The sequence below is a fragment of the Zoogloea sp. genome (assembly GCF_041914405.1).
Taxonomy (GTDB): Bacteria; Pseudomonadota; Gammaproteobacteria; order Burkholderiales; family Rhodocyclaceae; genus Zoogloea.
In genome coordinates, this window is the sequence record NZ_JAYSDK010000014.1 from 93,504 (window position 1) to 112,766 (window position 19,263).

A 19,263-nucleotide genomic window follows, 5' to 3' on the forward strand; every position below is an offset into this window, starting at 1 on the left:
TTAATTGCATTTATTTCATGGATTAATGAGCCGTGCGCATCAACTTCGAGATCAGCGAACTCCAGGCCTTCATTGCCGTGGCGGAGAAATCAAGCTTCAAGGCGGCGGCCGAGAGCCTGTTCATTTCCCAGCCCGCATTGAGCCGGCGTATCGAGAAACTGGAGGCCAGCTTGCAGATTCGATTGCTGGAGCGGACGACGCGGCGTGTCTCCCTGACGGATGAAGGCCGGCAGTTTCTGGGGCACGCCGAGGCGGTGATTGAAGAGCTGGAGATGGCCATGCAGGGCATGGCGGAACGGACGGTGCTACGCCGGGAGAGCCTTACGATCGCCTGCGTGCCCTCGGTGGCGAATTACCTCTTGCCGACGGTGCTGAAGGAATTTGCCTCAACCCACCCGGGCGTCCGGGTCAAGGTCATTGACGAGAGTGCACGGGACGTCTTGGATTGCGTGGTGGCCGGACAGGCGGATTTCGGCGTGAATTTCATCGGCACCCAGGAGGCCGACATCGATTTCAAGGCCATTTATACCGAGCACTATGTCCTGATGGCACGAAACGACCATCGCTTGGCGGGGGAGAAAACGGTGGTGTGGGCGGACCTGGCCGGTGAAAAGCTCGTATCCGTCTCGCAAAGCAGCGGCAATCGGATGCTGATCGATAACGCCCTGGCCAAGGTCGCAAGACGGCCCAGCATCCAGTACGAGATCAACCATGTGACTGGCGCCATCAGCATGGTGGCCGCCGGGCTCGGTGTGGCCGTATTGCCGGGGCTGGCGCTCGGCGACAATGTGTATCCCAATCTGGTGAGCATTCCCCTGACGGATCCGGACATCACCCGGACGCTGGGACTGATCACCCGCAAGGGCGGACGGCTTCAGCCGGCGGCGCAGGCGCTGTCTGAACTTCTGGAGCAGGCCGTCCGGGCCTTATGAGCGGCCGGCGCTAAGGTGTGAGGGCATGTGCCGATGGCTTCTTGCGGTAAAGCATCAGCGTGGAAACGAGGCCGCAGCCGGCGGCGAAGCTCATCCAGTAGCCCGGTGCGGCCCTGTCACCGGTCTCATTGATGAGGAAGGTGGACATCGCCAGGGTCACACCCCCGAACAGGGCTGCGGCCAGGCTGAATGCCAGCGAGAACCCCGTGACGCGAATCCTGGATGGAATGAGCTCGATGAGCGCCGGGATCATGGCGCCGTTGTAGAGACCGTAGTACATGGAGAAGAGCAACTGCACGCCCAGTAGTCGGGGCAGGCTCGGGCTGCCCGCCAGCCAGGCGAACGCGGGATAGGCGCTCGCCAGCGCGAGCGTGGCGATCGTCATCAGGACCGCCTGCCGGCCGACCCGGTCGGAAAGCGCACCGCCGATCGGCAGCCAGAGAAAATTCGAGACTCCGATGCAAAGCGTGACCAACAGACTGTCAGTGGCTGACAGATTGAGGACGGTGCGGCCGAAGGTCGGGGTGTAGACCGTGATCAAGTTGAACGTGACGGTCGTCATCGCCCCCAGCAGCATTCCGTAAAACACCGTCGCCCAGTGGGCACGCAGGGTCGCGAACAGCTCCCGGGTATCCGGCGGGTGTTTGCAGGCATGAAACGCGGTTGTCTCTTCCAGGTTTCTTCGCAGCATGAAGATGCAGGGAATGATGGAACAGCCGATCAAGAAGGGAATGCGCCAGCCCCATTCGTCAATCTCCTGGGGGGAAAGCCAGTGGTGCAGCCCGTAGCCGAGAGCGGCAGCAAGGACGATAGACACCTGCTGGCTTGCCGATTGCCATGCCGTGTAGAGGCCCCGGTGTCCAGGGGGAGACATCTCCGCGAGATAGACGGACACCCCGCCCATCTCCGCCCCGGCCGAAAAGCCCTGCAACAGACGGCCGACGACGACGAGTATCGGAGCCAGAATGCCCAGGCTTGCGTAGGAGGGCACGAGTGCGATGAGACCGGTGCCGCAGGCCATGATGGCCAATGTCACGATCAATCCACGGCGCCGCCCGACCTCATCGATATAGCCGCCCAGCACGACAGCCCCGAGGGGACGCATCAGGAATCCGGCACCGAAAACGCTCAGCGCCAGCATCAGGGAGGCGAACTCGCTGCCCGACGGGAAAAAGGTCCGGGAAATACTGACGGCGAAGAAGCCGAAAAGGAAGAAGTCAAACTGCTCGAGGAAGTTGCCGCTGGTGACCCGCAAAATCGCCCTGACACGGGACTGGCGAGCGTACTCGGATTCTTCGGCATTTTTCTCCTGGCTTTCCGGGTCCATCTCTTCTCATGGCGGGCGACGAGGTCAGTGCTCGGGATGATATCGCTGCGTTGGTGCCGATGGCAGCTTCCGGACTACTGACCACGCCCGGTTGTCCGTTCGCTGTGAGCGACCGCCTTCCGCCCCCTCGCATCACGTTTCAAACCTGCCCCTCCCGCCTTGCCGCGCCGCGCATTGACATCACGATGCGGCGGCGTATTCTCAAAAGACACGCGGCCCATTTCGGGTGGGCCATGGCGGGAGATTGAGTCCGGCGGATGTTCGAGGCGCTCCATGGAGTGACCCTTCGGCCCAGCAGTGGCCGCACCGGCCGGTTCGTGATCCATCTGGAGGAGGTACCGTTCGATGTGGAAATCCCTGCACATTGATCCCAAGAAGTGCACCGGCTGCCTGCAGTGTGAAATGGCATGTTCGGTAGAGCACACCGGGGTCATCAATCCTTCCAAGTCGCGCATCAAGGTCTTCAGTTTCGAGACCGAGGGGCGCAAGGTTCCCTACACCTGCACCCAATGCACCGAGGCCTGGTGCATGAACGCCTGTCCGGTGGATGCGATCCGCCTCGATGCGGCGACGGGTGCCAAGCAGGTCTTCGACGACGTCTGCGTGGGCTGCAAGGTCTGCACCATCGCCTGTCCCTTCGGTACCGTCAATTACAACCAGGACACCGGCAAGGTCCAGAAATGCGACCTGTGCGGCGGTGATCCGGCCTGTGCGACCGCTTGTCCGACCGGTGCGATCACCTATGTGGACGCCGACTGGACCGGCCTCGACCGCATGCGGGCGTGGGCTGCCAAGGCCAACACGGCCGTCACGGAATAAGGAGGCGACCATGGGCTGGAACAGGAAAGTGCTGCGTGTCGATCTCACTGCCGGCACCTGTAAGGAAGAGCCGCTCAACATGGAGTGGGCCGACGAATACCTTGGCTCCCGCGGGTTGGCCACCAAGTACCTGGTGTCGGAGATCGACCCGAAGGTCGATCCGCTGTCGCCTGACAATAAAATGATCATGTCCACCGGGCCGCTTACCGGCACGATGGCGTCCACCGGCGGCCGCTACACGGTGGTCACCAAGGGGCCGCTGACGGGGGCTGTCGCGTGCTCCAACTCCGGCGGCTTCTTTGGCGCCGAGATGAAGTTTGCCGGCTGGGACATGATCATCTTCGAAGGCCGCTCGCCGAAGCCGGTGTATCTGTACGTCGAGAACGACAAGGCCGAACTGGTCGATGCGACCGACCTGTGGGGCAAGAGCTGCTGGGAGACCGAGGAGGCGATCAAGCATCACCACCAGGACCCGCTGATCCGCGTGTCGTCTATCGGCCTGGCTGGTGAGAACCAGGTGCTGTTCGCCTGCATCGTCAATGACCTGCACCGGGCAGCCGGCCGCTCCGGCGTTGGCGCGGTGATGGGCTCGAAGAATCTGAAGGCAGTGGCCCTGCGCGGTACCAAGGGCGTGTCTGGCATCAAGGACATGAAGGCCTTCATGAAGATCACTGCCGAGAAGAAGAAGGTGCTGGCCGACAACGCGGTGACCGGCCAGGGTCTGCCCAAGTACGGTACCCAGGTGCTGATGAACGTGATCAACGAGATCGGCGCACTGCCGACCCGCAACCACAAGGACGTGCAGTTCGAGGACGCGGGCAAGATTTCGGCTGAGGCCATGCACGAGAAGCGGCCCACCGACGGCAAGCCGCAGCTGGTTACCAACGCGGCCTGCTTCGGTTGCACCATCGCCTGCGGGCGTATCTCCGAGATCGACAAGGGCCACTTTACGGTGGTCAACAATCCCAAGTACTGGGGCGCCTCCGGTGGCCTGGAGTACGAGGCGGCCTGGGCGCTCGGTGCCGCCAACGGCGTGGGTGACCTGGAGGCGCTGCAGTACGCCAACCTCCTGTGCAACGAGCAGGGCATGGACCCGATCTCCTTCGGTGCGACCATCGGCGCCGTTATGGAACTGTACGAAACGGGCGTGCTGACCAAGGAGCAGCTTGGTATCGAGGCACCTTTCGGCTCCGCCGAGGCGTTGGCGCGCCTGGCTGAGATGACCGCCCGCGGAGAGGGCTTCGGCAAGGAAATCGGGCAGGGTTCCAAGCGCTTGTGTACCAAGTACGGCCACCCGGAACTGTCGATGACGGTCAAAGGCCAGGAATTCCCGGCCTACGATGCCCGTGGCATCCAGGGCATGGGCTTGGCCTACGCCACGTCCAACCGGGGCGCCTGTCACCTGCGCGGCTACACGGTGGCGTCGGAAGTGCTGGGGATTCCGGTCAAGACCGATCCGCTCACCACCGAAGGCAAGCCGGAGCTGGTAAAGGCCTTCCAGGATGCGACGGCGGTGTTCGACGCAGCCGGCATCTGCGTGTTCACGTCCTTCGCATGGACCGTGGCCGATGTGCAGCCGCAGATCGAAGCGGCCTGCGAAGGCGACTGGTCGATGGAAAAGCTCAATGCGATGGGCGAGCGGATCTGGAACATGGAGCGCCTGTTCAACAATGCGGCGGGCCTGACCAGCAAGGACGACAACCTGCCGCCACGCCTGACCACCGAACCGGCCAAGACCGGTCCGGCCAAGGGCCTGGTGAACGGCCTCGCGACGATGCTGCCTGAGTACTACAAGTTGCGCGGGTGGACGCCGGATGGGGTGCCGACCGCCGAAACCCTGGAGCGCCTGGGGCTCTGAAGAAGCGGATGGCGGGCGGTGTCCCGCCATCTCTCTTCATCCTTTCCTGCTTCCCGCGCCGATGCTGCTTGACGGCACGCGTCGGCGCGATCCTGATTCGAGGATTTCCCGATGAAACACCTCATCCTGGGCAACGGGCCGGCGGGCGTGGTGGCCGTCGAAGCCCTGCGCCGCGCGGCGCCGCGTGACGAGATCGTGATGGTTGGCTGTGAGAGCGAGCCGTCCTATTCGCGGATGGCGATTCCCTACCTGCTGGAAGGCAACATCGACGAGTCCGGCACCTGGCTGCGCAAGACGCCGGACCATTTCGACAAGCTCGGCGTGCGTCAGCTCAATGCCCGGGCGGTGGCGCTGGACACCGCGCAGCAGCGGGTGCTGTTCGCCGACGGCCATTTCGAGAGCTACGACCGCCTGCTGGTGGCGACCGGTTCTCACCCAGTGCGCCCGCCGATCCCCGGCGTGGATCTGCCGGAGGTACAAACCTGCTGGACCCTGGCTGATGCGCGGGCCATCGCCGCCCATGCCAAACCCGGCGCACGGGTGATCCAGCTCGGTGCCGGCTTCATCGGCTGCATCATCATGGAGGCTTTGGCCAAGCGCGGTGTCGAGCTGACCGTCGTCGAAATGGGCGACCGCATGGTGCCGCGCATGATGACGCCCAAGGCCGGCGGCATGATCAAGCGCTGGGTGCAGGAAAAGGGCATCCGTGTCGTTACGTCGGCGGGGGTTGAGCGTATCGAGCGGGGCGACGCCGGCGGCGCGCCCCTGACGGTCAAGTTGTCCACCGGCGATCTATTGCCCTGCGACCTGCTGATCGTCGCGGCCGGCGTGGCGCCCAACATCGCCTTCCTGGACGCGACGCCGGTGCATGTGGCCAAGGGCGTGCTGGTGGATGCGCGCATGGAGACCTCGGTACCGGGCATCTTCGCTGCCGGCGACGTGGCCGAGGCGCCGGACCTGTTCACCGGTGCCCACCTGGTATCGGCCATCCAGCCGAACGCGGCCGACCAGGCCCGCGTGGCGGCGATCAACATGGCCGGCGGCAACGCGCGCATGCCGGGCGTGCTGGCGATCAACGTGCTGGACACCCTGGGGCTGATCTCCACGTCCTTCGGGCAATGGTGGGGTGAGCCGGACGGGCAGGGTGTCGAGCATGTGGACGAGGCCGCCTACCGCTACCTCAGTCTGCAGTTCAAGGACGACGTACTGATCGGCGCCACTTCTATCGGCATGACACAGCACGTGGGGGCGCTGCGCGGGATGATCCAGGGCAAGCTCAAGTTGGGGCCGTGGAAGGACGTGTTGTTGCATGCGCCGCAACGCTTCTTCGAGGCCTACCTGGCGGCAACCCAGCCGGACTCGGTGGCCCGACATCACCCGGTGGCCGCCTTCGCATGAGAGTCGTCTTCAAGCTGTTCGCGTCGCTGTCCGACTACCTGCCGGCCGAGCGGCGCGGCAACCGCATCGAGCTCGACGTGCAACCCGGCACGACGGTCGGCGAGCTGATCGCGCGCTACCAGCTGCCGGAGAAGAGCGCGCACCTCGTGTTGGTGAATGGTCATTACATCGCGCCTGCTGGGCGTCCCGAACACGCGCTGCAGGAGGGCGACGAGCTCGCCATCTGGCCGCCAATTGCTGGAGGCTGATGCTTGCTGCGGGGGGAGGACGTGTGCGCGCCGGAGGGCTTCGTACGGGAGGTCGGCGCGACGCTGGCGGAGTTCGAACGAGGCCTGCGGCTGGCGCTGCCGCAGGGCGTCAGCGCGCTGAAACCGGGTCGGTTGCGTGCCGATGACGGCTGCGCGGTGCTGGAGGTGGACCTCAGCGAGATGCCGGAGCGCTGCATCGGTCTGTTCCGCCTGCCAGTGCTGCATGCACGCCTGCGCTTTACTGCGGGCGACCGCGCTGCGCGCACGGCGCTGCTGGCCCGCATCGATCTCGCGATGCAGCGCGGCGGCGGCTGAGCCGGTATTGTTCTGCGCATGAATGGACTCACGCAGGCCTTTTTCGACGCCTTCGCCTTGCTCGCCGGCTTCGACCAGCAGGTCGCCGGGATCGTGCTGCTGTCCCTGCGAGTCAGCGGCTTGGCGGTGTTGTTCGGTACGCTGGTCGGGCTGCCGCTGGGTGCCTGCCTGGGCGTCGGGCGCTTTCCTGGCCGGACTGCGTTGGTGGTGATCCTCAACGGCTGCATGGGCCTGCCGTCGGTGGTGGTGGGGGTGGTGGTCTATCTGATGCTGTCCCGCTCCGGGCCGCTGGGTGAGCTGGGGCTGCTGTATTCGCCAACGGCGATGGTTGTCGCCCAGACCCTGCTGGTGGTGCCGCTGATGGCGGCCATCGCCCGGCAGGTCGTCGAGGACGCCTGGCGGGAATATGAGGAAGAGCTGACGGCGATGCGCTTCGGCTGGTTCGACAGCGTCCGCGTGTTGCTCCACGACTGTCGTCACTCCCTGCTGGTGGCGGTGCTGGCGGGCCTCGGGCGGGCGATGTCCGAGGTGGGGGCGGTGATGATCGTCGGCGGCAACATCGATCATTCCACCCGCACGATGACCACCGCAATCGCGCTGGAGACCAGCAAGGGCGACCTGCCGCTGGCGATCGCGCTGGGCTTGGTGCTGCTGTCGGTGATCCTGCTGCTCAACGGCCTGGCCCATGCGCTGCGCCAGTGGGCGCTGAGGCGCTACGCATGAGGGCAGACGACATGGCGCCGGCGCCGTCCCTGTTTCCGCTGCGCATCCACGAACTGTGTTGGCAGGCCGGAGGACGCAGGGTGCTCGACGGGCTGAGCATGGAGTTGGGCGGTGAGGGCATCACGATCCTGCTCGGCCCCAACGGGGCGGGCAAGAGCGTGTTGCTGCGCACCCTGTGTGGCCTGCTCGAAGCTGACAGCGGCGAGATCGAATGGGGCGGTGGAAGCCGTCCCGAGTTTGGCGTGGCGATGGTTTTCCAGCAGCCCAAGATGCTGCGCGATTCTGTGCTCGGCAATGTGGAACTGGCGCTGCGCCCGCAGCGCGTGCCGGCAGCGGAGCGGCGGCAACGGGCCCGTGCGGTGCTCGAACGTGTCGGCCTGGCCCATCGGGCCGATGACGGCGCCCGTGGCCTGTCCGGCGGCGAACGTCAGCGCCTGGCGCTGGCGCGGGCCTGGGTGACGCGCCCGCGTCTGCTGCTTCTCGACGAACCGACCGCCAGCCTCGATCCGTCCTCGGTGGAAGCCATTGAGCGTATCGTGCGGGAGATTCGCACCGAGGGCACGCGCATCCTGATGACCACCCACAACCTTGGTCAGGCTACCCGCCTGGCCGACGACATCGTCTTTATCGACGCTGGCCGCGTCTGCGAGCACGCGCCGGTCCAACGTTTCTTTGCCCGCCCGGCCTCCCAGGCCGCGCGGCTCTACATCCAGGGAGAACTACCATGGCGTATGGCGTTTTGAAGTTCCTCAGGTCGGTTGCGCTGGGTTTAACTGCGCTGGTTTCCGTGGCCCAGGCCGGCGAGACCATCGTGGTGGCGTCCACCACGTCCACCGAGCAGTCGGGCCTGTTCAATTTCATCCTGCCGATCTTCGAGAAGGAAAGCGGCGTCTCCGTGAAGGTGGTCGCCCTTGGCACCGGCCAGGCACTGGACGTGGGGCGGCGCGGCGATGCGGACGTGGTGCTGGTGCATGATCGGCCGGCCGAAGAGAAGTTCGTTGCCGACGGTTATGGCATCGACCGGCGCAACGTGATGTACAACGATTTCGTTCTGGTCGGTCCGGCGGCGGATGCGGCCGGCGTGAAGGGGGCGAAGGATGTGACCGAAGCCTTCGTACGTATCGCCCGTAAGGGCAGCCCCTGGGTGTCTCGCGGCGATCGTAGCGGGACGCATGCGGCGGAACTGCGCTTCTGGCAGGCGGCGGGCGTGGAGCCGAAGGGGCAGGCTTGGTACAAGGAGGCCGGCTCCGGCATGGGGCCGACGTTGAACATGGCGGCAGGCATGGGGGCCTATACGCTGGCCGACCGCGGCACCTGGGCCAGCTTCAAGAACCGCCAGGATCTGACCATCCTGTACGCGGGCGACCTCAAGCTCTATAACCCTTACGGAGTGATGTTGGTGAACCCGGCCAAGCATCCGCACGTGAAGCGGGTTGCCGGCGAAAAGTTCATCGACTGGCTCACTTCGGCCGAAGGCCGGCGGGCGATCTCAGCCTATCGCATCGGTAATGAACAGCTGTTCTATCCGCTGTCGAAGTGAGGCGATGGGCTCGGCCTGTGTGCTGCAGACGGGAAGGTTGTGAGTCAGGACTGTGGGGGCGAATGAATTCGCCCCCACAACCCCCGCAAGGGAGAGGCCGGAGTGTGCTTACTCGGCCTTCGGCTGCGTCAGGATGGCGTGGCCATGCTCCAGGCGCTCCACTTGGGCCAGGGTCGACACCGGGACGCCAAGTGCCTCGATGTGCTCGCGGCCCTGCTTGAAGCGCTTTTCCACCACGAAGCCGGCGCCCAGCACCTCGGCACCGGCCTCCCGCACCATGTCGATCAGCGCGGTGGCGGTGCGGCCGTTGGCGAGGAAATCGTCCACGATGACGACCCGCTGGCCGGGCTTGATGTAGCGCTGGGAGATGACCAGCCGGGTGTGGCCGCCCTTGGTCGGCGACGGGATGATCCGGGAGATTGCCGGCGCCTCCACCTGCGGCGAATACTTCTTGGCATACACCAGCGGAACGCTGAGGGTCTGGGCGACGATCAGCGCCGGCGCGATGCCGCTTGCCTCGGCGGTGAGGATCACGTTGGGCTGGAAGAAGGACAGGCGCCGCGCCAGTTCATGGGCCAGCTCGAAGATGAAGGCCGGCTCGATGCGGTGGTTCAGGAAGTGGTCGATGCGCAGGATCTGGCCGTTCTCGACGGTGGCTTCCTTTTCAATGCGATGGACCAGCGGGGCGTAAGGGGCGGTGAGATCGAGATGGGGACTCATGGTGTGGCTCGTTTTGCGTCGCGCCGGCGGTCGGATGGCCGCCTGTACGACGAGTTTATCAATTTGACTTTCAGTGGCCTGTGGCAGTTTCCGCAAGACGCTGCAGGCGGCCACGTACCAGCTCGATGTGCTCGCGCAGGGTGTAGAGCTCGGTGCTGAAGGCCAGCGGCAGCTTGCGGTGCAGCGCGCGCTGCTCGATGCGGTCGAGGCGCACGATAAAGGCATCGATGGCGTCCGTGTCATGAGCGGTAGCCGGCGCCTGGTCGAGCTCGTTTTCCAGGTATTTCAGCTCGCCGTACCAGCGGTAGATGCGGGAGCGGATACGCCAGTTGTAGATGCCCGGCAACACTTTGGAGAGGGGAATCACCACCGCCACCAGCGGCAGCAGCATGACGATCAGGCGGTCGATCAGCACCGCCAGCCAGAACGGCAGGTAGCGCTGCAGGAAGGGTGGGCCGCTCTCATAGAAGCGGCGCGCCGACGGATGCAGCGGCAGCGCATGGTCTTGCGGCGCAGGAAAGGCGCCGGCCGCCTGCAGCAGGCCCGGTGTGCTGTGAATCTCCCGGGCATGCTTGAGGAGCAGGGTGACGATGGCCGGATGAATGTCGGCCTTGACCACCAGGTTGGCGGTGGCGGCGAGCAGGTGGATGTCCCTGGCCGGCCGGTCGTTGGCGATGTCGATGGCGCCACGGGGCAGGGTGACCGTCAGCAGGTGCGGGAAGTGGCGCACGTAGCCTTCCGCCTGGACGAAATCGAGCAGCTTGATGCCCTCCGTGTGGAGCAGCGCGTCCACCACCGGCGCCTGCGGCGCGCCAACCACAAAGAAGGCATCCACCTCGCCGCGTTTGAGGGCGTCTACCGCGTCCATGCCGCCGATGGCTACCAACGCCGGGTCGTGGGTGGCAAAGCCATTGGCCGACAGCAGCTGCAGTGCGAAGAGCTGGGCGCCACTGCCCTGCACGCCGACGGCGATCTTCTTGCCCTTCAGCTGGGTCAGGCGCTCGTAGTCGTCCTTGCCCCGGTAGAACACCCACACCGGCTCCAGGTACATGCTGCCGAGGGTGGCCAGGTCTTCCGAATCCGGTTCGTTGGCAATGCCGCCCTGCACGAAACCCGCGTCCACGCTGTCGTCGGTCTTCAGGCGCATCAGGTTCTCGACGGCGCCGGTGGAGGGGCGCAATTCAACCTCGATGCCTTCCTGGGCCAGCTTGTCCCGGTAGCGCTCGCCGAAGAACTGGTAGGCACCGCCAACGGCCCCGGTGCTGATGACGATCTTCTTGGGCGGCGCCGGCCGCACGAACTGCCAGGCCAGCGCGAAGGCAGCGATGACCAGCAAGACGGCCGGCAGGGCGAGGACGAGGAGGTCGCGACGGCTGCTGGTAGTGCTCAGGCGGCGCATGGGGAGCTCCTGTGATGGCAGGTGGATTCAGGGGGGCGAATGTTACGCCTGTTCAACAGCCTGTGATGTGAGCATGGTGGCAAAAAACCTTGGGATCGGCGTGCCGATTCGCCGTAGAATCGCGCCCTTCGACCGTGAGCGGTGTGTGTTGAATTAGATGGGAAAACTCTTGCTTGCACCCATGGAGGGGCTGGCCGATTACCTGCTGCGCGACGTGCTGACCAAGGTGGGCGGCTACGACGGCGCAGTGACGGAGTTCGTCCGCGTCTCCGGCAGCCTGCTGCCCCATCGCACCTATCGCCGCATCAGCCCGGAGATCGATAACGGTGGGCGCACATCCGGCGGCACGCCGGTGGTGGTCCAGCTGCTCGGCAGCGATCCGACCGCGCTGGCCGAGAACGCTGAGCGGCTGTGCGAGCTGTCGCCGCCGGGGGTCGATCTTAACTTCGGCTGCCCGGCCAAGACCGTCAACTCCCACGGCGGTGGCGCCATGCTGCTGGCCGATCCCGAATGCCTGTACCGGATCGCCGGTGCGGTGCGCCGCGCGGTGCCGCGGCACATTCCCTTCACCGCCAAGATGCGCCTCGGCGTGGAGGACACCTCCCTCGCGCTCGATTGCGCGCGGGCGCTGGAGGCCGGTGGCGCCGAAGGCTTGGTGGTGCATGCCCGCACCAAGCGCGACGGTTACCGTCCGCCGGCCCATTGGGAATGGATCGCCCGCATCCGCGACGTGGTCAAGCTGCCAGTGGTGGCCAACGGCGAGGTGTGGAGCGAGGACGACTGGCGGCGTTGCCGCTCGGTGAGTGGCGCGGACGACGTGATGCTCGGCCGCGGCGCGGTGTCCGATCCCTTCCTTGCGCGGCGTATCGCTGCAGGTGCCGAAGTGCCGGCTGACAGGGACGCGGAGTGGGGCGAGTTGCTGCACCTCATCGGCGACTTCTGGGAGCGGGTGCAGTTGAAGGTCGAGCCGCGCCACGCGCCTGGCCGCCTGAAACAATGGATCAACATGCTACGGCGCAATTTCCCGGCCGCTGAACTTCTTTATCAGGACCTGCGCGCTCAGCCCGAGTGCCGGGCCATCGACCAGGTCCTGCGCCGCCATGGCGTGCCGCTGCTGCAGGCCGCCGCCTGACCCAAACCGATGTACGCCAATTCAAAGATTCCCGAGAGCGCCCAGCAGGGCGTCCATGAACATCTTGTCGAGCGGGTGGCCAAGCACGCCAGCTGCGAGTTCCGCAAACCCGTCCTCGACCACAACAAGGCGGCCTTCGAGGCCAGCCTGGCCGGCTGGGATGGCAAGGCACCGCTGATCCTCGATTCCGGCTGCGGCGTGGGCCACAGCACCATCCAGCTGGCGCGGGCTTTTCCCGACCACTGGGTGATCGGCGTGGACCAGTCGGAAGACCGCTTGAGTCGCAAGAAGCCCTACCCGGACGCGCTACTGCCGAAGAACATGATCTTCGTGCGCGCCGACCTGGTGGACTACTGGCGCCTGATGGCCGACGCTGGCCTCCGCCTGGCGCGCCATTACATCCTCTATCCGAATCCGTGGCCGAAGATCGGCCACCTGGCGCGGCGCTGGCATGCGCACCCGGTCTTTCCCTTCGTGCCGCGCCTCGGCGGACGGCTGGAGTGCCGCAGTAACTGGAACATTTATGTGGAAGAATTCGCCATTGCGCTGGGGCTGTTGATCGGCCGCCAGCTGCCGTGGGAGTCCTTCGAGGCGCCGTCGCCGCTGACCCCATTCGAACGCAAGTACCGGGATTCCGGCCAGACCCTTTACCGGTGTGTGGTGGAGCTCGATCGCCAACCGACCGTGGAGGAAACCCCGCAATGACCACCGCTCAATCCATTCCGTTGACCGAAGAAGAACTTGAGCAGCTTGAAGAACTGCTGGTGTCGGACGAAGTGCCGGCCGACTGCATGAACCTGGAGATGCTTGACGGCTACCTGGCCGCCATCGTCGCCTCGCCGCTGCCGATTCCGGTGGAAGACTGGCTGCCGGCGGTGTGGACCGCCGACGAGGGTGAGGTGGGCTTCGGCTCCGGCGCGTCCCTGCAGAAGGCCATCGAGCTGGTGCTCCGCTACCACAACGACTTGATCGCGATGATCGGCGATGAAGAGGGCGACGAAGAAGGCGAGGCTGAGGGCTGGCAGCCGTTCTGCTACGCCCAGGGCGGCGACGACGATCCCGCCATCGGCGAGGAATGGGGCAACGGCTTCGAGCAGGGCTTCGAGATGTGGCCGTCCGAGTGGCCGGACAAGGTAGGCGACACCTCCATCGCCGAGGCGCTGCTGGAAACCATCCTCGGGGATGAAGAGGAAGTCGCAGTGCCGGCCGATACGGAAGCGCAGTTGGCTGAATTGGAAGAGAAGGGCTTTGCGGTCCAGCACCTCTACCAGAACTGGCGCGCGCTCGGTCTGCCGGCACCGGAGCCGGTGGCGGTCAGCGCCGCGACGGGTGCAGCCAAGAGCGGCCCGGGCCGCAACGAGCCCTGTCCCTGCGGTAGCGGCAAGAAGTACAAGAAGTGCTGCGGAGCGAACTGAGCTGTGGCTGACCCTTGCCTGAGCTGCGGTGCCTGTTGTGCCAGCTTCCGGGTGGATTTCCATATCGCCGATCTGGAAAGCACGCCCGGCGGCTGCGTGCCAGTGGCGCTGACGGTGCCGCTCACCGCGACGCTGGTGCGCATGCGCGGTACCGATGAAGCGGAGCCGCGCTGCATCGCGCTGGCCGGTGAGGTGGGCCGCGAAGTGAAGTGCACGATCTACGAAAAGCGCCCTGGCCCATGCCGGGATTTCGCGCCCTACGCGGCCCTCAACCTTGGCGATGCAGGCTGCGCAAAGGCCCGGCGGCGGCATGGGATGGCCCCGCTCGGCGAGTGAATCCATGCCCTATCAAGCCGCTTGGCGGCGCGATCGGGCTCTGACACAATCCCCTCCGACAGCAACGTTTCCTTAACACACGCAAGGGGTGTCACCATGACCATTCGTTTCTCCGTCGAAGGCGAATTCATCCAGCTCGACCAGCTCCTGAAGGCCGTGGGCCTGTGCGGTTCCGGCGGCGAGGCCAAGCAGCGGGTGGCGGACGGCGACGTGTTCGTGGACGGAGATATCGAGAACCGCAAGCGGGCCAAGCTGCGACCAGGCCAGCGTGTGGATTTTGCCGGTGAAACCATCGAGCTGATTGCCGCGGATGTGGCGGAGACCGTGTAAGCGGCAGGTTTTTCGGAGTGACGAAGGGGCGAGCGTATCGCCCCTTTGTTTTTTGTGCTCGCAGAGTGGGCGGTGGAGCGTTCTGGTACCGGCGGTCGTCTTATTTCTTTAGTGTTTCATACACCGGCGTGATGAGAATCCAGGGTGCCCGGGGCGCGGTTGATTCTGCGTCCCGATTTCAGCGCGGATGGATGTCCCCATCCTTGTATAGCCAGCGTCCGTCGATGCGCACGAAGCGGCTGGTTTCATGCAGGCGGTGAGCCCGTCCGCCGATCTTGTAGCGCGCCACGAATTCGACGATGGCGTGATCCGCATCCTGTTGCGCGTGACGCTTCACCTCCAGCCCCAGCCATTTGGTGGGTGGATCTTCGGCCAGGTGCAGGTCGGGAGGCAGGAAGTCTGGGTGCCAGGTGGCACGCAGGTAGCTTTCGTTGCCGAGCGTGAACGCAGTGTAGCGGGACCGCATCAGGGCTTCGGCGCTCGGTGCGCTGACACTGCTGTCGATGTATTGGCCACAGCACGCAGCGTAATCGGCCGGAGAGCCGCAGGGGCAGGAGGGCATTGGCAGGCCTGGTGGTCGTGGGTCGGGCCGGTATTTTCGGCGGGATTCCGGCTTGGCAGCAAGGTGTGTGGCATTCGGTGTCTGCGCTTGAGATTTCCGGCTCAGGGCCGATAAGTCCGGGATACAGGGAAAGTCCGATTGATAGCGGGGTGGTCGACGGTCCTTCAACGGCAAGTCGGCAGTGGGGAGAGGAATGGCGTTCGGAATGTGGATGAAGGGGATCCGCGCCAAGTTGATCGCGATTTTCGTGGTCATCAAGGTGGTTCCCCTGGTGTTGCTGGCCTTGCTGGCGTGGAGCATGGCGCAACGGTTGGGCCAGAGCGTCAGCGGCCAGGCGGAGTCCATGGCGGAAGCCATGCTGGCGACAGTCAAGCAGGTGGGCGACGCGGCAACCGGGGATGCCATCCGCGCCCTCGACGACCGGGCCCGGGAAGGCATGGAGCGGCTGACCACGGATACTGCCCGGGCCGTGGCGGCCTTTCTTTACGATCGGGACTCAGACGTGCGCCAGGCCGCTGAGCTGACACCTGACCCGGCGGTCTATCGCCGCTTCCTGGCGCACCGCAGCCGGACCCTTTACGGGCATGGTAGCTGGCAGCTTTCTGCGGATCAGAAGCGCTGGGAGCCTGTCGAGCCCGAAGCTGCCGATGCCAGGCTGGCTGCTGATCCGCGCCAGGCCCTTGGCGACAATGCGAAGGCTTTCAGTGCGCGGCCGCCCGAGTTCCTCGGCGTTGCGGAGCAACGTCCGCTGTTCGTGGAAATGAGCTTCATCGATACACAGGGGCGGGAGCGGGTCAAGGTTACGACGGGAACGCTGACCCAGCCCGGCCTGCGGGATGTGAGTCGGCCGGAGGGCACGTTTCTCAAGGCCGAGCGCTACTGGCCGGAGCTCAAGCGGCTGAAGCCGGGCGAGATCTATGTTTCGGAAGTCATCGGTGCCTACGTGGGCAGCCGGGTGATCGGCGCCTACCTGCCGGAAAGCGCGCGCAAGGCGGGTGTCGATTTCAAGCCGGAGGAGTCAGCCTATGCGGGAACGGAGAACCCGGTCGGCAAACACTTCCGCGCCATCGTGCGCTGGGCCATGCCGGTGGTTCAGGGCGGCAGGGTGACAGGCTATGTGACGCTGGCGCTCGATCACGACCACATCCGCCAGTTCACCGACCGCCTCAGCCCGACCGATCGCCGCTATACCCAGATCAGCGATGCCATTGTTGGCAATTACGCCTTCATGTGGGATCACAACAGCCGGGCGATTTCCCACCCGCGGGACTACTTCATTCCCGGCTACGATCCCGCCACTGGCGAGCCGGTGGTGTCCTGGCTGGATCAGTCCCTGTACGAGGCCTGGCAGGCCTCCGGGAAATCGGCGCAGGATTTTCTGGCCGGTGTGAAGCCCTTCGATGGCCAATCGTTGAAGAAGAAGCCGGCCGCTGCCCAGATCAAGGCTGGTACGGTGGCGCTGGACTGCCGTTATCTGAATTTCTCGCCTCAATGCACAGGTTGGAACCAGCTGACGGAGAAGGGGGGCTCAGGCTCTTTCGAGATTTTCTTCTCGGGCTTGTGGAAGCTCACCACGGCGGCCGCAATTCCCTATTACACCGGCCAGTACGGCCGCACGCCGCAGGGCTTTGGCTTCGTCACCATCGGCGCCAACGTGGATGACTTCCACCGCGCGGCGACCGAGTCTGCCAAGCGCATCGGCGCCACCATCGCCGAGCGGGACAGGGACTTTCAGGCCCGTCGTCAGGGGCTGCTCGAATCCATCGGGCGTAACCTGGCTGAGACCGCAACAGCCTTGGGCCTGTCAACCTTGATGATGGGTGGCTTGGTGATCGTCGTCGCGATCTGGATGGCCCAGTTCATCACGCGGCGCATCACCGACATGATCCAGGGGCTCGGCCGTTTCGAGAAAGGGGAGATGTCCCATCGGCTGGAAGTGCGCTCTGACGACGAAATGGGACAGTTGGCGTGCTCCTTCAACCGCATGGCCGACACCGTGCAGGAGTCCTTCCAGCGTTCGGAAGAGGCGCGCAGCAAGGCCGAAGATGCTTACCGGCTGAAGTCGGAATTCCTCGCCAGCATGTCCCATGAGTTACGCACGCCGCTGAACGGCATTCTCGGTTATTCCGAGTTGTTGCGTCTGGAACTGACCGAGCCCGACCAGCGGGAGTTCGCCGCGACCATCCACAGTTCCGGTGAGCACCTGCTCAACATCGTCAATGACATCCTCGATCTGGCCAAAATCGAAGCCGGCGGGATCGAGCTTAAGCCGTCGGACGTGGAAGTGGCACGACTTGCCAACGAACTGGTGGCGGCGCACCGGGCCCACGCCCGCGCGAAGGGCCTGGGGGTCGAACTGGAACTGGCATCGGATCTGCCGGCGACAGTGCGCACGGATGTGTTGCGGGTTCGGCAGATCCTGAACAATCTGTTGAACAACGCGGTGAAGTTCACCGAAAATGGCAAAATCGGCCTGCGGGTCAGTCGGGATGGTTCCCAGCTGGCCTTCGCGGTCTTCGATACCGGTCGCGGAATTCCGCCCGAAGCGCTGGAACTCGTCTTCGAGAAGTTCCGGCAACTGGACCATTTCGTCACCCGCGATCATGGCGGCTCGGGCCTCGGTCTGGCGCTTGCGCGGGAACTGGCCAATCTTCTGGGTGGGGGCTTGACCGTGGTGTCGAGGGTCGGCGAAGGTTCGACCTTCACCTTCCATCTTCCTTTGCAGGAGCCCGGCTCCTGAGTCATCCATGAGCGAGCAGTCTCCCGAGCAGAAAAAAGTCCTCGTTGTCGACGACAACGCCATCAACCGGCGTCTTGCCATTGCCTTCCTGAGCCGGCTGGGGCTGCAGGCGCAGGAGGCGGAGGATGGCCCCACGGCGCTCGAGCGCCTCCGAGCGGGCAACTTCGACATCGTGCTGCTCGACATCAGCATGCCTGGCATGTCGGGGGAAGAGGTGCTGGCTGTGCTGCGTTCCGACCCGCGCTTCAGCGGTTTGCCGGTGATTGCCTATACTGCCCATGCCTTGCCGGATGAAAAGCAGCGTCTGATCGATGCCGGCTTCGACGAGTTGCTGATCAAGCCGATCACCTTCAAGGCCGTCGAAGATGCGCTGGTGGCCTGTTTCAGCAAGTAGGCCGGACAGGTCTTGCACGCCGCGAGCCAGCTGCAAAATTGGATTGGTGCAGGCGCACAATCCTGAGAGAAATAAAATATAATATATATAAGACTTGGCTCCGGTCTTTTATAACAATGGTGCCAGTCCATTAGGGAGAGGCGCCCAGGGCCTAACCAGCCGGTCGCGCGCGTCAGCACCACCGTCATGTAACCACCGTCTAGGAAGGATGTATCCATGCTTGAAGCCTACCGCCAGCATGTTGCCGAGCGCGCCGCCCTCGGCATCCCGCCGCTGCCCCTGTCCAAGCAGCAAACCCAAGCTCTGGTCGAGCTGCTGCAGAACCCGCCGGCCGGCGAAGAAGCTTTCCTGGTGGAACTGCTGACCTACCGTATTCCCGCCGGCGTGGACGACGCCGCCAAGGTTAAGGCCGAATTCCTGGCCAAGGTTGCCAAGGGCGAACTGTCCGTCGGCCTCGTTTCCCGCGCCAAGGCCACCGAGCTGCTGGGCACCATGCTGGGCGGCTACAACGTCAAGCCCCTGATCGACCTGCTGGCCGACGCCGAAGTGGGCACCGTGGCTGCCGAAGGCCTCAAGAAGACCCTGCTGGTCTTCGACTTCTTCCATGACGTCGCCGAACTGGCCAAGGGCGGCAACGCCAACGCCAAGGCTGTGATCCAGTCCTGGGCCGATGGCGAGTGGTTCACGTCCCGTCCCGCCGTTCCCGCCAGCCAGAAGCTGACTGTTTTCAAGGTCACCGGCGAAACCAACACCGACGACCTGTCGCCCGCTCCGGACGCCTGGTCCCGTCCGGACATCCCGCTGCATGCGCTGGCCATGCTGAAGAACCCGCGTCCGGGCATCGAAGCCGACGAGCCGGGTACCCGTGGCCCGCTGAAGCAGCTCGAAGGTCTGGCTGCAAAGGGTAACCAGATCGCCTACGTCGGTGACGTGGTCGGTACCGGTTCTTCCCGTAAGTCCGCCACCAACTCCGTGCTGTGGTTCACCGGCGAAGACATCCCCTACGTTCCGAACAAGCGTTTCGGTGGCGTCTGCCTGGGCTCCAAGATCGCCCCGATCTTCTTCAACACGATGG

Annotated in this window: 20 protein-coding genes and 1 pseudogene; 17 read left to right on the plus strand and 4 right to left on the minus strand. The window is 64.7% G+C overall.

Translation table 11 applies throughout. The annotated features are described in order from the left end of the window. The first annotated feature begins 32 nt into the window (after positions 1-32). On the plus strand, positions 33-932 hold the full coding sequence (locus ACE3RX_RS10745; RefSeq protein WP_374483203.1) for a LysR family transcriptional regulator: 900 nt from the start codon (positions 33-35) through the stop codon (positions 930-932). A gap of 10 nt (positions 933-942) precedes the next feature. Here the strand turns inward: ACE3RX_RS10745 and ACE3RX_RS10750 are convergent, their stop codons facing one another. Further along, complete coding sequence (locus tag ACE3RX_RS10750; protein ID WP_374483205.1) at positions 943-2,259, minus strand: MFS transporter; 1,317 nt, start codon at positions 2,257-2,259, stop codon at positions 943-945. Between the two features lie 345 nt (positions 2,260-2,604). Between ACE3RX_RS10750 and ACE3RX_RS10755 the strand changes: the two genes are divergently transcribed. The 8 genes from ACE3RX_RS10755 to ACE3RX_RS10790 all read left to right on the plus strand — a co-directional run bounded on the left by ACE3RX_RS10755 (position 2,605) and on the right by ACE3RX_RS10790 (position 9,160). Further along, positions 2,605-3,078, plus strand: a complete 474-nt coding sequence (locus tag ACE3RX_RS10755) for a 4Fe-4S dicluster domain-containing protein (protein WP_374483207.1) — start codon at positions 2,605-2,607, stop codon at positions 3,076-3,078. 10 nt (positions 3,079-3,088) lie between these two features. Then, positions 3,089-4,936 carry an aldehyde ferredoxin oxidoreductase family protein gene (locus ACE3RX_RS10760; protein ID WP_374483209.1) on the plus strand — a complete coding sequence of 616 codons (1,848 nt, stop codon included), beginning with the start codon at positions 3,089-3,091 and terminating at the stop codon, positions 4,934-4,936. Positions 4,937-5,047: 111 nt separating this feature from the next. Beyond that, positions 5,048-6,334: an NAD(P)/FAD-dependent oxidoreductase gene (locus tag ACE3RX_RS10765; protein WP_374483211.1), complete on the plus strand. Its 1,287-nt coding sequence runs from the start codon at positions 5,048-5,050 to the stop codon at positions 6,332-6,334. Next, entirely contained in the window at positions 6,331-6,582 is a 252-nt protein-coding gene (locus ACE3RX_RS10770; RefSeq protein ID WP_374483213.1) for a MoaD/ThiS family protein, read from the plus strand. The genes ACE3RX_RS10765 and ACE3RX_RS10770 overlap by 4 nt, the downstream gene beginning before the upstream one ends. A gap of 3 nt (positions 6,583-6,585) precedes the next feature. After that, entirely contained in the window at positions 6,586-6,897 is a 312-nt protein-coding gene (locus ACE3RX_RS10775; protein ID WP_374483215.1) for a hypothetical protein, read from the plus strand. A gap of 18 nt (positions 6,898-6,915) precedes the next feature. After that, positions 6,916-7,620 (plus strand): ABC transporter permease, encoded by a 705-nt coding sequence (locus tag ACE3RX_RS10780; RefSeq protein WP_374483217.1) that lies wholly within the window; start codon positions 6,916-6,918, stop codon positions 7,618-7,620. Beyond that, positions 7,617-8,363, plus strand: coding sequence for an ATP-binding cassette domain-containing protein (locus ACE3RX_RS10785; protein WP_374483219.1), 747 nt, complete (start codon positions 7,617-7,619; stop codon positions 8,361-8,363). Before ACE3RX_RS10780 ends, ACE3RX_RS10785 begins: the two co-directional genes overlap by 4 nt. Beyond that, positions 8,345-9,160, plus strand: a complete 816-nt coding sequence (locus tag ACE3RX_RS10790; protein WP_374483221.1) for an extracellular solute-binding protein — start codon at positions 8,345-8,347, stop codon at positions 9,158-9,160. Before ACE3RX_RS10785 ends, ACE3RX_RS10790 begins: the two co-directional genes overlap by 19 nt. 108 nt (positions 9,161-9,268) lie before the next feature. Here ACE3RX_RS10790 and xpt read toward each other — a convergent pair whose 3' ends face one another. Together xpt and ACE3RX_RS10800 are read right to left on the minus strand one after the other, a co-directional pair. Then, entirely contained in the window at positions 9,269-9,880 is a 612-nt protein-coding gene (gene xpt, locus ACE3RX_RS10795) for a xanthine phosphoribosyltransferase (RefSeq protein WP_374483223.1), read from the minus strand. A gap of 70 nt (positions 9,881-9,950) precedes the next feature. Beyond that, positions 9,951-11,279 carry a TAXI family TRAP transporter solute-binding subunit gene (locus ACE3RX_RS10800; RefSeq protein ID WP_374483225.1) on the minus strand — a complete coding sequence of 443 codons (1,329 nt, stop codon included), beginning with the start codon at positions 11,277-11,279 and terminating at the stop codon, positions 9,951-9,953. 157 nt (positions 11,280-11,436) lie between these two features. Here ACE3RX_RS10800 and ACE3RX_RS10805 point away from each other — a divergent pair, with 157 nt between their 5' ends. The 5 genes from ACE3RX_RS10805 to ACE3RX_RS10825 all read left to right on the plus strand — a co-directional run bounded on the left by ACE3RX_RS10805 (position 11,437) and on the right by ACE3RX_RS10825 (position 14,492). Then, positions 11,437-12,411, plus strand: coding sequence for a tRNA dihydrouridine synthase (locus ACE3RX_RS10805; protein ID WP_374483227.1), 975 nt, complete (start codon positions 11,437-11,439; stop codon positions 12,409-12,411). 9 nt (positions 12,412-12,420) lie between these two features. Beyond that, positions 12,421-13,116, plus strand: a complete 696-nt coding sequence (locus ACE3RX_RS10810; RefSeq protein WP_374483229.1) for a tRNA (guanosine(46)-N(7))-methyltransferase TrmB — start codon at positions 12,421-12,423, stop codon at positions 13,114-13,116. Then, complete coding sequence (locus tag ACE3RX_RS10815) at positions 13,113-13,826, plus strand: UPF0149 family protein (protein ID WP_374483231.1); 714 nt, start codon at positions 13,113-13,115, stop codon at positions 13,824-13,826. The genes ACE3RX_RS10810 and ACE3RX_RS10815 overlap by 4 nt, the downstream gene beginning before the upstream one ends. A gap of 3 nt (positions 13,827-13,829) precedes the next feature. Then, entirely contained in the window at positions 13,830-14,162 is a 333-nt protein-coding gene (locus ACE3RX_RS10820; RefSeq protein ID WP_374483233.1) for a YkgJ family cysteine cluster protein, read from the plus strand. Positions 14,163-14,258: 96 nt separating this feature from the next. After that, positions 14,259-14,492 carry an RNA-binding S4 domain-containing protein gene (locus ACE3RX_RS10825; protein ID WP_374483235.1) on the plus strand — a complete coding sequence of 78 codons (234 nt, stop codon included), beginning with the start codon at positions 14,259-14,261 and terminating at the stop codon, positions 14,490-14,492. A gap of 178 nt (positions 14,493-14,670) precedes the next feature. Here ACE3RX_RS10825 and ACE3RX_RS10830 read toward each other — a convergent pair whose 3' ends face one another. Beyond that, a complete protein-coding gene (locus tag ACE3RX_RS10830) occupies positions 14,671-15,054 on the minus strand; it encodes a YchJ family protein (RefSeq protein ID WP_374483237.1) in 384 nt (127 codons plus the stop codon). 211 nt (positions 15,055-15,265) lie between these two features. On the opposite strand from ACE3RX_RS10830, the gene ACE3RX_RS10835 reads away from it, so the two are divergent. From ACE3RX_RS10835 to ACE3RX_RS10845, 3 genes and pseudogenes are all read left to right on the plus strand, one after another. Further along, the gene (locus tag ACE3RX_RS10835) at positions 15,266-17,794 is read left to right on the plus strand and encodes a sensor histidine kinase (protein ID WP_374483239.1); all 2,529 of its coding nucleotides are present in this window, start codon (positions 15,266-15,268) and stop codon (positions 17,792-17,794) included. Positions 17,795-17,801: 7 nt separating this feature from the next. Continuing rightward, positions 17,802-18,188: a response regulator gene (locus ACE3RX_RS10840; RefSeq protein WP_374483241.1), complete on the plus strand. Its 387-nt coding sequence runs from the start codon at positions 17,802-17,804 to the stop codon at positions 18,186-18,188. A 216-nt stretch (positions 18,189-18,404) separates the two neighbouring features. Then, positions 18,405-19,263 (plus strand): annotated as a pseudogene (locus ACE3RX_RS10845) (aconitate hydratase B); the annotation flags it as partial.

Excerpts from the sequence above, each read along its gene's own strand:
- ACE3RX_RS10750 (WP_374483205.1), bottom strand. The coding sequence starts at position 2,259 with ATGGACCCGGAAAGCCAGGAGAAAAATGCCGAAGAATCCGAGTACGCT.
- ACE3RX_RS10755 (WP_374483207.1), top strand. The coding sequence starts at position 2,605 with ATGTGGAAATCCCTGCACATTGATCCCAAGAAGTGCACCGGCTGCCTG.
- ACE3RX_RS10760 (WP_374483209.1), top strand. The coding sequence starts at position 3,089 with ATGGGCTGGAACAGGAAAGTGCTGCGTGTCGATCTCACTGCCGGCACC.
- ACE3RX_RS10765 (WP_374483211.1), top strand. The coding sequence starts at position 5,048 with ATGAAACACCTCATCCTGGGCAACGGGCCGGCGGGCGTGGTGGCCGTC.
- ACE3RX_RS10770 (WP_374483213.1), top strand. The coding sequence starts at position 6,331 with ATGAGAGTCGTCTTCAAGCTGTTCGCGTCGCTGTCCGACTACCTGCCG.
- ACE3RX_RS10780 (WP_374483217.1), top strand. The coding sequence starts at position 6,916 with ATGAATGGACTCACGCAGGCCTTTTTCGACGCCTTCGCCTTGCTCGCC.
- ACE3RX_RS10785 (WP_374483219.1), top strand. The coding sequence starts at position 7,617 with ATGAGGGCAGACGACATGGCGCCGGCGCCGTCCCTGTTTCCGCTGCGC.
- ACE3RX_RS10790 (WP_374483221.1), top strand. The coding sequence starts at position 8,345 with ATGGCGTATGGCGTTTTGAAGTTCCTCAGGTCGGTTGCGCTGGGTTTA.
- xpt (WP_374483223.1), bottom strand. The coding sequence starts at position 9,880 with ATGAGTCCCCATCTCGATCTCACCGCCCCTTACGCCCCGCTGGTCCAT.
- ACE3RX_RS10800 (WP_374483225.1), bottom strand. The coding sequence starts at position 11,279 with ATGCGCCGCCTGAGCACTACCAGCAGCCGTCGCGACCTCCTCGTCCTC.
- ACE3RX_RS10805 (WP_374483227.1), top strand. The coding sequence starts at position 11,437 with ATGGGAAAACTCTTGCTTGCACCCATGGAGGGGCTGGCCGATTACCTG.
- ACE3RX_RS10810 (WP_374483229.1), top strand. The coding sequence starts at position 12,421 with ATGTACGCCAATTCAAAGATTCCCGAGAGCGCCCAGCAGGGCGTCCAT.
- ACE3RX_RS10815 (WP_374483231.1), top strand. The coding sequence starts at position 13,113 with ATGACCACCGCTCAATCCATTCCGTTGACCGAAGAAGAACTTGAGCAG.
- ACE3RX_RS10825 (WP_374483235.1), top strand. The coding sequence starts at position 14,259 with ATGACCATTCGTTTCTCCGTCGAAGGCGAATTCATCCAGCTCGACCAG.
- ACE3RX_RS10830 (WP_374483237.1), bottom strand. The coding sequence starts at position 15,054 with ATGCCCTCCTGCCCCTGCGGCTCTCCGGCCGATTACGCTGCGTGCTGT.
- ACE3RX_RS10835 (WP_374483239.1), top strand. The coding sequence starts at position 15,266 with ATGAAGGGGATCCGCGCCAAGTTGATCGCGATTTTCGTGGTCATCAAG.
- ACE3RX_RS10840 (WP_374483241.1), top strand. The coding sequence starts at position 17,802 with ATGAGCGAGCAGTCTCCCGAGCAGAAAAAAGTCCTCGTTGTCGACGAC.